Source organism: Streptococcus lutetiensis (genome assembly GCF_900475675.1).
GTDB classification, from domain to species: Bacteria; Bacillota; Bacilli; order Lactobacillales; family Streptococcaceae; genus Streptococcus; species Streptococcus lutetiensis.
Genome location: NZ_LS483403.1, coordinates 196,310 through 211,882, shown reverse-complemented (window position 1 = coordinate 211,882; position 15,573 = coordinate 196,310). Strand labels below are relative to the sequence as shown.

Below are 15,573 nucleotides of genomic sequence, written 5' to 3'. Positions count from 1 at the left end.
TGTAAGTTAGAAGAAAACTCGCATAATATCATTCCAAGTAACGGCAATCATCAAGATAATCATGATGACTACACCAACTAGAGTGACATAAGTTTCTGTTTCTTGTTTGAGTGGTTTACGACGAACAATCTCGATAAGATTCATCAAGATTTTCCCACCATCCAAAGCTGGAATCGGGATAAGGTTAACAATTCCAAGGTTAATTGACAAGAGAGCTAACAGATTAATCACTGATGTCAATCCATAGGAAGCTGCTTGACTTGACGCCTGATACATAGCTACGGGACCACCAAGTTTATCCAAGCTGAAATTTGACACAATACCTTTTAAAGCATTTAAAATTAACATGGCACTTTGCCAAGACATTTGGAAGCCACCAGTAATCTTGTCCCAGAAACCTGTTTTCAAAGCTGAAGAAACTCCGATAAGATAGCTACCATGATTTTTGACTGGCTTAATATCAAGAGTCTTTGTTTTTCCAGAAGCATCTTTTACGGTAACAGGAATCGTGGTATCTTTTGAAATACCTTTTGTCGATTTGGCAACAGCCTCAGTCAATTCAGACCAATTTGAGACTTTGTAATCACCGACTGCCAATACCTTGTCACCATCTTTGACACCTGCAGCTTGCATGGCACCACCGTCAGTCACTCGCACAGCATTTGTCGAGGGATTCGGGACTCCACCTTGCATAAAGACAAGTAAGATGAAAGCTAGCGTTCCTAGAATAAAATTATTCATCGGACCAGCAAAGTTTGTCATCAAACGTCCCCAGACAGTAGCATTTTGATACTGCACATCAAGGGGCGCAATGCGAATCTCTGTGCCATCTTCTTCAACGATTGTGGCATCGTGATGAACAGTGTATGTCTTTTGCTCATCTAAAACCAATCCTGTGATTTCTAATTTATCTTCCAAATCATAAGAAGTCACATTCATAGGAAGAGCTGTATTATCCAACTGTTTGTGTGACAAATTAATACGTGTCACAAGTCCGTCTTTGTTCAAACTCAGGCTAGCTGGTGTACCCGTCTTGATTTCAGTGGTATCATCACCCCAGCCTGCCATACGGACATAACCACCTAAAGGAAGAATACGAAACGTATAAGCTGTCCCTTCCTTATCAAAATGAGAAAAGATTTTCGGGCCCATCCCGATAGAAAATTCTCTCACTAAGATACCTGCTTTTTTAGCAAAATATAGGTGACCAAATTCGTGGACAATAACTAAGATCCCAAAAACAATAATAAACGTTATAATTCCGAGCATTTTGCTCCTCTCTATACCAGTAACATTATTATCCTAATAACCATTCACTAGTAAGCAAACTCCAAAAGTTTGTGGCCATTGCCAAACAACTCAATTAAAAAAGACCAAATAGATGCATAATTGGGAAAACAAAAATCATTGAATCAAAGCGGTCTAGGATACCACCATGACCAGGGATAAGTTTTCCAGAATCTTTAACGCCAAAATGACGTTTAATCGCACTTTCAACCAAATCACCGAATTGACCAAAAATACTAAACAAAATAACGCAAATTAACATAACAAAGAGATTGTGCGGAGCGTAAACAGCTTTATCAATCAACATAAAGATAAATGAAACGACAACAGCGCAAGCAATCCCGCCAAGACTACCTTCGATAGTTTTATTTGGAGAAACTTTCGGCATCAATTTACGTTGACCAAAACGACGACCAATCATATAAGCACCGATATCAGTTGCCCATACAATAAATAAAGCAAAGAGCACTTTATCTAAGCCACCCATACGAGCATTGACCAAGTTTTGGAAACCAATTCCCACATAAAGGCTAGCTGCAATCGGATAAGAGACATCATCGAATGAATAATCATCACAATTGATAACTGTTCCTGCCAAAAGCAAGAAAACCAACAACCCATAGACGGCAAAGTTAGAATCTATCGGTAGTGATGTAAAGTAGTTATCCAAAGGCACTGTCAAAACAAAGGCACCAAGCATTGACAAAACACCTTCAATTGAGAAAAATTCAAGATGTTTCATACGTAACATTTCTGCCACACCAACCATTGCTAAAAAGCCTACAAAGACTTGAAACGATAGGCCTCCATGCAATAGAAACGGCAGCATAATCAATAGGGCAATCGCTCCCCAAATCACACGTTGTTTCATGATATTTCCTTTCTAGATTCCACCAAAACGGCGATGGCGTTGATTGTACTCAGCAATCGCCTTAATCAACTCGTCTTTTTTGAAATCAGGCCATAAAACAGGTGTGAAGTAAAATTCACTATATGCTGATTGCCATGGTAGAAAATTACTAAGACGAAGTTCACCACTTGTTCGAATAATCAGATCCGGATCACGATACAAGTACGGCAAGTGATTCGTCATCAAATGATTCGAAATCACATCTTCTGTAATATCATCTGGGCTGATTTTTGCTTCAAGCACTTCTTGGGCAATATTTTTAACCGCTTCTGTAATTTCTGAACGGCCGCCATAGTTAAGCGCAAAATTCAAAATAAGACCAGAATTGTGCTTCGTTTGTTCGCAAGCACGTTTCATCGCATCAAAAGTTGCTTTTGGCAAACAATTTGTCTCACCAATAACTTGAACTTTGACATTATTAGCGTCCAATTCAGGGACATATTTATCGAAGAACTCAACGGGTAAGTTCATAATGAATTTGACTTCGTCCTCGGGTCGTGACCAGTTTTCTGTTGAGAAAGCGTAGACTGTCAAAACTTTTACACCAAGTTCTGAGCTAGCAATCGTCACATCCTGCAAAGCATCCATACCAGCCTTGTGTCCCATGACACGTGGTTGCATGCGTTTCTTAGCCCAACGACCGTTTCCGTCCATAATAATTCCAATATGATTTGGAATTTTGTCAAGGCTTACAGCCTCTTTCTTTTTTCTAAAATTAAATTTAAACATACAATTTCCTTAAAAGCATACTCATCATAATATTTTACCATAAAATAGCCATTTTTTCTCTACTTAATTGATGGCTTTTAGGGAATATTGGCATAAAAAAAGCCAGATGATTTCTCATCTGGTAATTTCTATGATTAGTCTTCACTTTCAACGGCAGTATCTTGAGCTGCTTCAGTTGTTTCTTCAACTACTTCTTCAACAACCTCTTGTTCAGCTCTGTTAACAACACGTTTTAAAGCACCAAGTTCAAATGTTAGATAAACACCATCGATATCCAAAACCATTTTTTGGTTAGCAGTGTCAACTTCATCAACAACACCGTAAAGACCACCGATTGTTACGATTTCATCACCTTTTTGCAATGCTTTAAGTTGATCTTGACGGGCTTGTGCTTGTTTCTTTTGAGAACGTTGCATGAACCAAATCAAACCAACCATAACGAGCAACATAATAACTGTTGGCATAAGAATCCTCCATAAATATAAGCTTAATGACAACTATACCAAATTACATTTAACAACGCAAGAAATGACCGTTAAAACTTCCAAAGTTTACTAGCGTCAGTCATCTTAGCGTAAACAACCTACGTCCGTTCTTCAAAACCTAAGTTTTCATAAAGACGTTTAGCAGCTAAATTATCTGATTCAACTGCAATTTGAAAAGCCTTATCGTTTTCAGCTAACAAGTCATTGACAAGCACTTTCATAAAATAAGTTCCAATCCCTTGGCCGCGATATCCTTCAGAAACTACTAAACCATAAAGGTAATTATAAGTCGTGCTAAAATCCACCGTGCAAGAAGCAACAACTTTCTCGTCTTTCATCACGATATAAAGTTTTCCAGTTTCATCAACCAAAGCCTCTTTGGCGTAACATAAGGTAACATCATAAGATTCATCGAAAGCTTTCGCTTGAAAGTCTGCAATAGCTTCAAAGTGTTCTCTACTAGCTTTGGTAACCAACAAGTCATCACGCTTTTCAAGCAAATAGGCCTTTCGTTGTCGACTAAGCCAATACTCAAAATCATCTTCTAAAGTCATGTCAAGATTAGCCAGCATATCTGGCTGTTTTGCTAAGAAAGCTCGCTCCGACATTACCGTAAAATTCAGGTGGTACTCTTTCATGGTTTCACGGAAAACATGAAACAATTCTTTAGCGTACCCTAAGCGTCGATAATTTGGGTGAACCAAAATAGCAACTTCTGCCTCGTCTGGCTCATCAGCATAGACTGTCAACACCCCCAAGTTGATTCTTCTCATAAGCTAAAAAGAAAGCTGGCATTTTTTGGTCAAAATTAAGATTATTGGATAAGTAGGGAATGCGGTGTGTCTCATCAAAATCTTGAACCTCTCTAATCAATTTTTCAGCAGCCAGTCTCTGCTTGTCATCTAAGCAATTCGTGCTAATCACTTTCATAATCTCATCCTTTTTCATATCATTCTATACAATGCACAAAAAGCCTGAGACAAATGTCTCAGACTAGATTTATGTCATATTAACAGTCGTTGTATCCATTTGGATGGCTTGAGTGCCATGCCCAAGCAGATGCAATGATTTTTTCAATATCGTCAAATTGAGGTTTCCAACCAAGGACTTCACGCGCTTTATCTGATGATGCGATAAGCGTATCTGGGTCACCAAGGCGACGGTCTGCAAGTTCAGCTGGAATTTCTTTACCAGTTACTTTACGAGCTGCTTCAAGGATTTGAAGGTTTGAAAAACCAGTTGAAGAACCTAGGTTAAAGGCTGTTGATTGATTACCTTCGCGAAGATATTTTACAGCAAGTAAATGAGCATCTGCCAAGTCAAATGGGTGAACGTAGTCACGCACATTTGTACCATCCGGTGTGTTGTAATCATTACCAAAAATCATGATTTTTTCACGAACACCTTGTGCTACTTGCAAAATAATTGGCAACAAGTGTGTTTCTGGTCCATGGTCTTCACCGATAGAACCATCTGGTTTAGCACCAGCAACATTGAAATAACGAAGTGGGACAAACTTAATGCCATAAGCTTGGTCAGCCCATCTCATAATAGTTTCCATCATGAGTTTACTTTCACCGTATGGATTGATTGGGCGTTGTGGTGTTGTTTCTTTGATTGGAAGCTCATCTGGAATACCATAAGTTGCTGCTGTTGATGAGAAAACAATGTATTTAACACCAAATTCATTCATCACTTCAAGCAATTTAATCATGCCAGCAGTGTTGTTATCAAAGTATTTCAATGGTTTTTCCATTGATTCTGCAACCAATGAATAAGCTGCAAAGTGAATGACAGCATCCACATCAGGATTTTCTGTGAAAACCTTACGCATGAAATCTTGATCAGCAAGATCTCCTTGATAGAATTTTGCGTCAGGATGAACCGCTGCACGGTGTCCTGTCACCAAACTATCGACAACAACAACTTTTTCTTCACCTTTTTCAATTAAACGATCAACCATGTGAGAGCCGATGTAGCCAGCTCCACCAAGCACCAAAATTGACATTTATTTCTCCTATTCTAACCCAATGCTATTTACAAAACGCATAAAGGATTTTTGACCTTTTTCATCACGTTTGTAAACACCGGCATCTTCTAGAACACGAACAAAAACGTGTCCAACTTCTTCTTGTACAATATTATGCACTGTATCAGCCGTAATATCCGTACGTTTTTTAATCTCATCTGCCCAATCTTTATGATAGTCAGCGATTTCATTATACTGGTTCAAAAGATATTTTTCAACTTCTAGCAGTTCATCTTTCAGACGTGGCGGTAAAATAGCTAACCCCATAACTTCGATAAGTCCAATATTTTCCTTTTTAATGTGTTGCACATCAGCATGTGGATGATAAACACCGTCTGGAAATTCAGCTGTCGTGTGATTGTCTCGAAGAACGATATCCAGTTCAAATTGACCATCACGTTTGCGTGCAATTGGAGTAACTGTGTGATGTGGTGTGTCGCCTGTATAAGCTAATACATCAATACTTTCGTCAGAATAATCGCGCCATGCCAAACGAATTTTTTCAGCCAACTCAACCAAGCGTGCCTTGTTTTGACTACGTAAACGAAGCACTGACATTGGCCATTTGACAATACCTGCTGTCACATCAGAATAACCTTTAAAATGAAATTCATTGTCCAGCTCGGCTATTTCCATTGGAAAGACATGACGACCACCTTGATAGTGATTGTGTGTCAAGATTGACCCACCGACGATTGGCAAGTCTGAATTTGACCCAGCAAAGTAACCTGGGAAAATATCGACAATATCAAGCAACTGCGCAAAAGTATTTTTACTGATAACCATCGGCACATGCTCAGTATTTAGGATAATGCAATGTTCATTAAAATAGGCATATGGTGAGTATTGGAAGCCCCATTTTTCATCGCCAAGATTCAAGCGAATGATGCGGTGATTAGCACGCGCTGGGTGATTAATTCGACCTTGATAGCCTTCATTTTCCATACATAACTGACATTTTGGATAAGAAGATGCCTTGGTTAACTTAGCAGCAGCAATTGCTTTAGGGTCTTTTTCAGGTTTTGATAAATTAATCGTAATCTGAATATCACCGTATTGTGACGGCGTCGTAAAGGCAATATTTTTGGCAATTGCAGCGATTTTAATGTAGTCATTACGTTTGCTTAGGTCATAAAAATCTGCGACAGCTTGTTGAGGAGATTTAGCATAAGTGTCCCAGAAACGACGATTCACCTGACTCGGGATTGGGGTGATGAAGTTCATCAATTCAGCACCCAAGCAATCTTTTTCTGCCATTAATTCGCCAACTTTGCCATTTTTTACAGCTAAGTCAACCAACTCTTCTTTGAGAGCAATTAAATCTGTTTCTTGCGTTTCTTGCTCTGCTCCATCCTCACCCACAAGGGCTAGGACACGGTTACGCAAGTAAAACATATCATCTTCTGTATAGTCGCTTGCTTCAATTACCTTAGCGACAAAAGTATCTAAAAGTTTCATTTTATCTCTCTAATCTTAATTATTTTCTAGATAAGACACGTGAACCACCAGCGATTTCAGCAATGTAGAAAGCTGGCGCATAACCAACTGTTTCAGTGTAAACTTGCCCAACGTTTTTAGTAAATTCATCAACTTTATCTTTAGCAACAATGGCAATACCGCAGCCACCGAATCCCGCTCCTGTCATACGAGCTCCGAGAACTCCTTCTTGTTGCCAAGCAGTGTGAGCAAGGGTATCAAGTTCGATACCTGTTACCTCATAATCATGCTCAAGTGAGACATGTGAGGCATTCACCAAACGACCAAATTTTTCAAGTTCACCAGCCATCAAAGCTTCTTTGGCTTGAAGGGTACGTTGATTTTCCCAGACAGCATGGCGGGCACGTTTGAGACGATTTTCATCTTTAATAAGATAGCTATATTCGTCAAAACTTTGCAAATCAAGTTCACCCAATGTCTTGATATCAAGCATTTGGTTAAGTTCTTCTACTGCTTTTTCACATTCTGCACGACGTTCGTTATATTTTGAATCAGCAAGCTCACGACGTTTATTAGTATTCATGATGACAATGACATTGTCACCAAGATCAAGTGGAACAAGTTCATATTCTAATGTATTTGTATCAAGGTAGATAGCTTGTTTGTCAACACCCATACCGATGGCAAATTGGTCCATGATACCAGAATTTACTCCGATAAATTCATTTTCTGTTTGTTTACCAATTTTTACTAAGTCTAAACGTTCAACTTCAAGGTCAAATAATTCTTCGGCTACGATACCGACCAAAAGTTCTAGTGAGGCTGATGATGACAAGCCAGAACCATTTGGAATATTACCGTTGACGTAAAGTTCAAAACCACTATCAATTTTGTGACCAGCTTCTTGCAAGAATTTAATGACACCTTTTGGATAATTTGTCCAGCTATCTTTCTTATCAAAAGTAAGATTATCAAGTGACACTTCAATAATACCTAAATCATCAAAGTTAGCTGAATAAAAACGTAAAACTTTATCATCACGTTTACGAGCTGCCCCGTATGTTCCAAGAGTGATAGCTGCAGGGAATACGTGACCACCGTTGTAGTCAGTGTGTTCACCAATTAGATTAATACGACCTGGTGAGAAAAATGTAGCATCGGCTTCTGTTCCAAAAACGTTAATAAAAGCTTGATTAAGTTCTTTCGTATTCATGAGAGTCTCCTTTTTTTATTGCTTTATTATGATTACGGTTTCATTTTACTGTCTTAGTTAAAACAAGTCAATGATATTTACTAAAGTTTTACTTAAAAGTTTTATTTTTCCTAATGATGTGATATAATACTATCAAGAAAGAAGGGATGACCTATGGCTACATTAAAAGATATCGCAAAGCTAGCAAATGTTTCGTCAGCGACCGTCTCACGTGTCCTTAATAAAGATAAAACCCTCTCAGTTGGTGAAGAGACACGTCACCGTATTTTGACAGTTGCTGAAGAATTAGGTTACGAAAAACACAAACGCAACACAAACATCACACAAGAACGTCAAAAGATTGCCATTGTCCAATGGTATAGTGAACAAGAAGAGTTAAACGACCTTTACTATTACAGCATTCGTATTGGTCTTGAAAAACGTGCTCAAGAACTGGGTTATGACGTTGTACGCTATTTTAACAATGACATTCTAACGATTTCAGAAAGTGTTAGCGGGATTATCGCTATTGGTAAATTTTCAGACCAACAAATTCACAGTCTAGAAAACCATTCAAAAAACCTAGTTTTCGTTGATAGTGATACTTTAAATGCTGGTCACCCTTGCGTCACTACGGATTTTGATAACGCCGTTGTCAAGGTTCTCGATTATTTCATGAAAAAAGGATTTACTAAAATCGGGATAATTGCTGGGGAAGAACGTACAACTGACCAAAAAGAACTCATTGTCGACCAACGTTTCCGTACCTTTAAAAACTATGCTTACGAAAATAATCTCTATAACCCTGACTATGTCTTTGTAGGAGATTTTTCTGCCCCATCAGGATACGCTTTGATGAAAGAAGCTATCGAAAAATTGGGCGACGACCTTCCACAAGCTTTCTTTGTTGCAAATGACACTCTAGCCATAGGTGCCCTTCGTGCGCTTCAAGAAGCTAATATTGCTGTTCCTGACCGCGTCAGCCTCATTTCTTTCAATGACACACCTCTAACGAAGCAGGTCTTTCCTGCTCTATCCAGTATCACAGTCTATACTGAAGAAATGGGACGCACAGCTGTTGATATCTTAAATCGCCAACTTATCAAACGCCACACCGTCCCAACAATGACAAGACTAGCTACCAACTTGACTTTACGTGATAGCACAAAATAAACCTAAAAACAGCTCCTAATTAGGAGCTGTTTTTTACTACCCAACTTTTACGCAGAAAGCATCCCATGGTTGGAGTTTGTGGTTTTCAAATTCTGTTAATTCTGAGGTGTTGCTGATGATGGTTTCTTGGTAAGCAAAGTTGCTTTCAAAGGCTTGTACTTGATTTGATAAGTTTGCGACTACTAAATAAGTTTCATCTGCTGTTTTTCTAAGATAAGCAAAAACCTTATCTTCTGTATCCAAAAGTTCAAAATCCGCATCAATCAACCAATCGTTTTCTTTGCGAAGTTTGATGAGTTTTTGGTAAGTGTAGAAAATAGAATCTGGATTGTCTAGAGCTGCTTGTACATTAATTTCTGTGTAATTGGGATTAACTGGTAACCAAGTTTTATCAGCTGTTGAAAATCCTGCATTCTTGCCATTATCCCATTGCATCGGTGTTCTAGCATTGTCACGTCCAATCATGCGAATGCTATCCATGACTTCTTCTGGTGTCTTATCATTTTCAAGGGCTTCTTTGGCAAAATTTAGTGACTCGATATCATCAATTTCTTCCAAATCTTTGAAAGGATAGTTAGTCATGCCGATTTCTTCTCCTTGGTAGATGTAAGGCGTTCCTCGCATCAAGTGTAAGGAAATGGCTAGCGCCTTGGCTGATTTTTCACGATAATCGTCAGTGTCACCCCAGATAGAAAGCACGCGCGGCAAATCATGATTGTCCCAGAAAAGGGAATTCCAGCCTTGACCAAGCTCCAGTTCTGTCTGCCATTTGTTGAAAATAGCTTTGAGAGCAGGAACATTTAGCTCTTTTTCGTATTCCCATTTTGAAGCGTTTGGCTTGTGTTGAAGACCGATATGCTCAAATTGAAATACCATGGACAATTCTTTCTCAGCTGGCGATGAATACTTCTTAGCAATTTCCGGAGTTGCTCCCCAAGTTTCACCAACCGTTAACAAATCTTTTCCGGCTAAAGTTTTTTGGTGCATTTCTTTAAGGTAGTCGTGCAATTTTGGACCATTATTTGAGATTAAGCGGTCAGGAATCTTCCCAATCATGTCAATCACGTCCATACGAAAACCAGAAATACCTTTGTCAATCCAGCGATTCATCATATCATAAACAGACTGGCGTAACAGCGGATTTTCCCAATTCAAATCAGGTTGTTTCTTGCTGAAAAAGTGCAAATAATATTGCCCAGTTTTGCCATCATATTCCCAAGCAGAGCCACCAAAAATAGAATCGAGCTCATTAGGTTTATCACGCCAAATGTAAAAATCACGATACTTACTATCAGGATTTTCATGCGCTTCGACAAACCAAGCGTGCTCATCTGACGTGTGATTAACCACTAAGTCCATAATGATGCGGATACCACGCGCTTTTGCCTCTTCTAGCAATTCTTCCATATCAGACATATCGCCAAAAATATCAGCAATCGCCTCATAATTTGAAATGTCATAGCCATTATCATCCATTGGAGACTGGTAAACTGGAGAGAGCCAGATCGCTGTAATTCCGAGCTTTTGCAGGTAATCAAGCTTACTGATAATTCCTTTTAAATCACCAACTCCATCACCGTTTGAGTCCTTAAAAGATTTTGGATAAATTTGATAAATCGTTGCTTTGTGCCACCAATGTTTTTCCATAACGCACCTCATTTTAGAATTCTTTGTCTCTATTTTAGCTTTTTCTTTTGTTTCACGCAAGCGTTTGCATTACTCAAACCCAGATGCAGAGAAAAGCAAGGATAATCCCTTGCTTTTAGCTTTATAGAAAGGTAATTTCTTGACCGTTTTCTGTGATATGATAAGTCAAATCTTTTAGATTAATCTTTGCTTGTGCGACAACACTACTGCCTTGATTACGACGTGTAATAAGAATTGTGTGACTATCAAGTTCATCAACTTCAATACTGCCATCCAGGGCAAAAGCAGCCGATTGATTACGGAAAGTAAATAATTTTAGCAAAGCTTGAACAACTGGACGTTTGACTTCTTCTGCAATTTCGCTACTGCTATAATAATGACGATTAATATTGCGACCTTCTTTTGTTTTTTCTAACAATTCAAGATCATTTTTACCAGCTAAAAAGCCAACATAATACACTTGTGGAATGCCTGGCGCGAAAGCTTGAATCAAACGAGCTAAGAAATATTTCTTGTCATCATCCCCAAGCGCAGAATAGTAAGTTGAATTGATTTGGTAGATATCAAGATTATTATACTCGGCTGTTGAATATTTTCGGTTGACGTTGGCACCTACTTTATAAAGTTCATTTGACGTGTAATCAATTTCCTCATCCGTCAAGATATCTTTGACATCAACAACTCCAATACCATCGTGCGTATCAAGTGTCGTAAATTGTTTCATGGGAGACATTTTAAGCCATTTCGCCAAACGATTAACATTTCCGCTGTAAAGGCTATAAAGAACCACCATCGGAAGGGCAAAATCATAAACATAGTAATCGTGCTCAGCGATCTTAAACTGGATTGAATAGTGCTCATGAATTTCTGGAAGCAACTCTGTACCAGATTCCGCAGCAATGCTGCGGACTTTATCAAGCAATTCCCAGATTTCTGGTTCTACAAAGAAATCATTAGTATCTAATTTTTTAACTGCATAAGCAAAAGCATCTAATCGAATAAGGTCGCAACCATTTTCAGCTAAATGCGCGATGGTCTTTCGAATGAAATCCATGGTCACGTCTTTTGTCACATCAAGGTCAATCTGCTCTTCACCAAATGTGTTCCAGAGATGCTCAACTGAACCGTCCGCAAAGTGAATTCCTTGTTTTGGTGCGCGGTCTTTACGCTTGTAAATCAAATCCACATCAGCTTGTGTCGGACGATTTTCTGGCCAAAATTTATCCCAGTTAAGAAACATATCCTTGTAAGCACTAGCTTCGTGCTTTTCTTGATAATCTTTGTAATATTTTGATTGACGAGAAATATGGTTAATCATGAAATCAAACATGAGATAATACTTCTCACCCAATGCCTTCACGTCATCCCAATCCCCAAATGCAGCATCAACCTCATCATAATCGACTGGCGCAAAACCACGGTCACCTGTTGACGGGAAAAATGGCAAAAGATGAACCCCGCCGACAGCTTCTCCAAAATACTTGCCAAGATTTTCATTTAATTCTTTCAAATTCTTTCCCAGACTATCTGAGTAAGTAATAAGCATTGTTTTATTTTGTATTGTCATAGTTACTCCTTTACCCTTTTGGATTTTAGCACCCAGCAAAAGTTGAACTCGGGCTACGGGCTGGGTGAAAAAGATGAGCCTCCTTGTGTCTGGATGACACTGCGTCGACTCCTTATTTCACTGCGCCGTTGCTCATTCCTGAAATGATATGTTTTTGGAAAATGAGGTAAACGATTGTGATAGTAATAATACCAACGACGTATGATGCAAAGCTTGGTCCGTAGTCGCTGAGGTATTGTCCTGTGTAGTTGTATTGAAAAAGTGGCAATGACCAAGAGTCTGATGATTTATTCAGCATCAAGAGTGGAAGCATGAAGTCATTCCAAAACCAAAGTGCATTGATAATCAAAGTTGTAGCGTGCATTGGTTTTAACATTGGAAAGACGATTTTGCGATAAGTTGTGAATTTATCAGCACCATCAATCTCAGCTGCTTCATCCAAACTGTCAGGAACACTTAACTTGATGTATCCGACATACAAGAATAAGGTTTGTGGTACAGCATATGTTAAGTACAAGATAATCAAACCCCAAATATTAGTCAAGCCAAGTCGACTCATCATCACTGTGATTGGAATCATGATAACTTGAAATGGCACAAAAATTCCCAAAATCAACAAACTGTACATGATATTGAAAGCACGTTTTTTGCTCATATTACGAGCAATTGAATAAGCAGCCGCAGGAATAAATAAAGTCACCAAAATCACTGATACAACGGTGATAATCGTTGAATTTAAGAAATAATGTCCGATGCCATCAGCAAGCAAGCGTGTGTAGTTGCTTAGAGTGACAGGATTTGGAAAAGCAAAGAAATGTTGCATGATATCCTTAGTTGTCTTAAACGAACTAAAGACAGTTGCTAATAAAGGAATCAAAATCAGAATTGAACCCGCAATTAAGAGCACATATTTCCAAAAAGTATTATAACGTTCTTCTTTTTTCATCTCTCACTCCTATACTTCAAAACGACTTGATAATTTAAGTTGCAACACTGAAACAAGAACAATGATGGCAAAAAGAATCAAGGCAATTGCGTTAGCATAACCGTATTGGTTACTTGAAAAGGCATAATTGTAAACCAAAAGTCCGATTGATGTTGTTGAATTACTTGGTCCACCACCAGTCAAAGCAAAGATTTGGTCAAAAGCTGTTAAGCCACCTTTTAGTGCCATGATAAAGACCATAGAAATACTTGGTAACAGATATGGTAATTCAATGTTCCAGAACGTTTGTTTGCTGTTTGCGCCATCGATTGCTGCCGCTTCTGTAATCTCACTCGGAATGGTTTGAAGACCAGATAGGAAGAGAATAATCGGCATGGCAACACCTTGCCACAACATAACAAAGATTGCTGCAAAAACAGCACCGCCAGTTGTTCCTAAAAGACTTGTTTTTAAACATTCAATATTCAAAGCTTCGCCGATAGCAGGCAAACCATAGTTAAAAACTTGTTTAAAAATCAAAGACACTGTCAACCCTGACAAAACAGCTGGGAAAAAGAACCAAGCTCTAAAGAACGTTTGACCTTTGATTTTAGTATTCAAAGCACGCGCCACCCAGATACCAATCACAATTTCACCGACAATTAACGCAATGGTCAAAATCAAAGTAAAGCCAAGAGCTTTAAAGAATTTGGTATCCGTTAGCAAGATTTTATAATTGTTGACACCAACAAAATCAAAATTGTAAGTCAATCCAGTCCAGTTTGTAAAACTGTAGAAAGCACCTTGAATCATTGGGAAATAGAAGAAAATTGCTTGTAAAATCAAGGGAACAATCAAGAACACCCAGCCCCAATATTTATTTAAAAATTTTCGCATTCTAGTTTCCTCCTACTTCGTCACATCGGCTTTCATCGGATTGAAAAAGGCATTTAATTCATCTGTATATTGCTTAGCATCTTCGCTCATCAAATAATTGGCTGTCAAACTCCAGAAGTCTTCTTCGCTTGTCCAATTTTCACCAAGCCAAACATAGTGCTTATCTGTAAAAGCTAATCGATAAAGCGGAGCAAGGGGAGAGTTCTCATCTTCAACCACACCATTTACAGATACTGGTGAGCCATCGACGTCATAATATTTTTGCATTGCTTTAGCTGAAGCCATATAAGAAATGAATTTTTCGCACTCTTTTTTGTGTTTGCTTGCTGATGAGATAGACAAAGCCAAATCACCTGCACCAACAGTCACTTCTTGACCAACTTCATTCCCAGGAAAGGCAAAGGTTGAGATGTCAAATTTAGGGTCTTGTTGCTTAATGGCTGCTAATACCCATGAACCGCCAGGTAACATTAAAGCTTTTTCAGTCGCAAAGGCTACAACAGAATCATTATAAGAAGCCCCTTCCCAGTTAGTTTGTTGATTTCCTTTTTCAGCCAATAAATCAAGACGTTTCAAGACATTTTTTACTTCTTTGTCATCTGTTGAAATAGAATTCACCGGAGAAAAACGAAGGTAATCATTTGCCTTATCGCCGCTACCAGTTACACTAATGTAAGCTAGTTGGTGATAGCCATTTAAAGTCCAACCTTCACTACCAGCAAGCGCAAACGGGGTTTCGCTGTCAGCTTTAATCTGTTTAACAAGTGTTTCAAATTCATCCCAAGTTTCTGGAACTTTGAGACCTAATTCTTCAAATTTTGTCTTGTTAAAATAAATCCCTGAAACGTTGGCTGATAGCGGGACACTATAAATTTTGCCGTTGACAGCATAATTTTTTTCGTAATGATTTTTGATGTTTTTAAGATATGATTTTCCAGTCATATTCTCAAAGTAACCTGCTTTTGCCCACTCTTTAAAATCAACGTTCTGAGGGTAAATGTTAATGACATCCGGAGCATCACCTGCAAGCATACGTGTTTTTAGAACAGTACCAGCACTTGGCACACTGGTCATTTTGACATGGATTTTTGGATTTTCTTTTTCAAAATCCTTAATGATTTCTTTTAGCGTATCAACCATTTCTGTTTTTTGGTTGAAATATTCGATAGTTACCTTGCCATCATTAGAGGAATCACTGTTTTTTGAACAAGCTGTCAATGTCAAAGCAGCTGCCGCTGTCAACATTGCCACTCCAGTCACTATTAATCGTTTAGGCCATTTCATGGAAAACCTCC

At 38.5% G+C, this 15,573-nt stretch carries 15 protein-coding genes; 1 reads left to right on the top strand and 14 read right to left on the bottom strand.

Going from position 1 to position 15,573, the window contains the following annotated elements; translation table 11 throughout:
- Positions 1-6: 6 nt before the first annotated feature.
- From rseP to DQN23_RS01225, 9 genes are all read right to left on the bottom strand, one after another.
- Positions 7-1,269 (bottom strand): RIP metalloprotease RseP, encoded by a 1,263-nt coding sequence (gene rseP / locus DQN23_RS01260; protein WP_020916081.1) that lies wholly within the window; start codon positions 1,267-1,269, stop codon positions 7-9.
- Between the two features lie 94 nt (positions 1,270-1,363).
- Complete coding sequence (locus tag DQN23_RS01255) at positions 1,364-2,158, bottom strand: phosphatidate cytidylyltransferase (RefSeq protein ID WP_020916080.1); 795 nt, start codon at positions 2,156-2,158, stop codon at positions 1,364-1,366.
- Positions 2,159-2,170: 12 nt separating this feature from the next.
- A complete protein-coding gene (locus DQN23_RS01250) occupies positions 2,171-2,926 on the bottom strand; it encodes an isoprenyl transferase (RefSeq protein ID WP_020916079.1) in 756 nt (251 codons plus the stop codon).
- 134 nt (positions 2,927-3,060) lie between these two features.
- Entirely contained in the window at positions 3,061-3,390 is a 330-nt protein-coding gene (gene yajC / locus DQN23_RS01245) for a preprotein translocase subunit YajC (protein WP_058813614.1), read from the bottom strand.
- 119 nt (positions 3,391-3,509) lie between these two features.
- Entirely contained in the window at positions 3,510-4,163 is a 654-nt protein-coding gene (locus DQN23_RS01240) for a GNAT family N-acetyltransferase (RefSeq protein ID WP_373106536.1), read from the bottom strand.
- On the bottom strand, positions 4,144-4,341 hold the full coding sequence (locus DQN23_RS09640; RefSeq protein ID WP_348634458.1) for a hypothetical protein: 198 nt from the start codon (positions 4,339-4,341) through the stop codon (positions 4,144-4,146). Before DQN23_RS09640 ends, DQN23_RS01240 begins: the two co-directional genes overlap by 20 nt.
- A 79-nt stretch (positions 4,342-4,420) precedes the next feature.
- Positions 4,421-5,419, bottom strand: a complete 999-nt coding sequence (gene galE / locus DQN23_RS01235; RefSeq protein ID WP_020916077.1) for a UDP-glucose 4-epimerase GalE — start codon at positions 5,417-5,419, stop codon at positions 4,421-4,423.
- A 9-nt stretch (positions 5,420-5,428) separates the two neighbouring features.
- Positions 5,429-6,898 (bottom strand): UDP-glucose--hexose-1-phosphate uridylyltransferase, encoded by a 1,470-nt coding sequence (galT, locus tag DQN23_RS01230; protein ID WP_111712597.1) that lies wholly within the window; start codon positions 6,896-6,898, stop codon positions 5,429-5,431.
- Positions 6,899-6,917: 19 nt separating this feature from the next.
- Positions 6,918-8,090 carry a galactokinase gene (locus tag DQN23_RS01225; RefSeq protein ID WP_111712596.1) on the bottom strand — a complete coding sequence of 391 codons (1,173 nt, stop codon included), beginning with the start codon at positions 8,088-8,090 and terminating at the stop codon, positions 6,918-6,920.
- 153 nt (positions 8,091-8,243) lie between these two features.
- On the opposite strand from DQN23_RS01225, the gene DQN23_RS01220 reads away from it, so the two are divergent.
- Positions 8,244-9,242 carry a LacI family DNA-binding transcriptional regulator gene (locus DQN23_RS01220; protein WP_111712595.1) on the top strand — a complete coding sequence of 333 codons (999 nt, stop codon included), beginning with the start codon at positions 8,244-8,246 and terminating at the stop codon, positions 9,240-9,242.
- 36 nt (positions 9,243-9,278) lie between these two features.
- On the opposite strand, the gene dexB is transcribed toward DQN23_RS01220, so the two are convergent.
- From dexB to DQN23_RS01195, 5 genes are all read right to left on the bottom strand, one after another.
- Entirely contained in the window at positions 9,279-10,889 is a 1,611-nt protein-coding gene (gene dexB, locus DQN23_RS01215) for a glucan 1,6-alpha-glucosidase DexB (RefSeq protein WP_111712594.1), read from the bottom strand.
- Between the two features lie 121 nt (positions 10,890-11,010).
- On the bottom strand, positions 11,011-12,456 hold the full coding sequence (gene gtfA / locus DQN23_RS01210) for a sucrose phosphorylase (RefSeq protein ID WP_111712593.1): 1,446 nt from the start codon (positions 12,454-12,456) through the stop codon (positions 11,011-11,013).
- A gap of 112 nt (positions 12,457-12,568) precedes the next feature.
- Positions 12,569-13,402, bottom strand: coding sequence for a carbohydrate ABC transporter permease (locus DQN23_RS01205; protein WP_003063108.1), 834 nt, complete (start codon positions 13,400-13,402; stop codon positions 12,569-12,571).
- 9 nt (positions 13,403-13,411) lie between these two features.
- A complete protein-coding gene (locus DQN23_RS01200) occupies positions 13,412-14,278 on the bottom strand; it encodes a carbohydrate ABC transporter permease (RefSeq protein WP_003063104.1) in 867 nt (288 codons plus the stop codon).
- A gap of 12 nt (positions 14,279-14,290) precedes the next feature.
- On the bottom strand, positions 14,291-15,562 hold the full coding sequence (locus tag DQN23_RS01195; RefSeq protein WP_111712592.1) for an extracellular solute-binding protein: 1,272 nt from the start codon (positions 15,560-15,562) through the stop codon (positions 14,291-14,293).
- Positions 15,563-15,573: the final 11 nt, after the last annotated feature.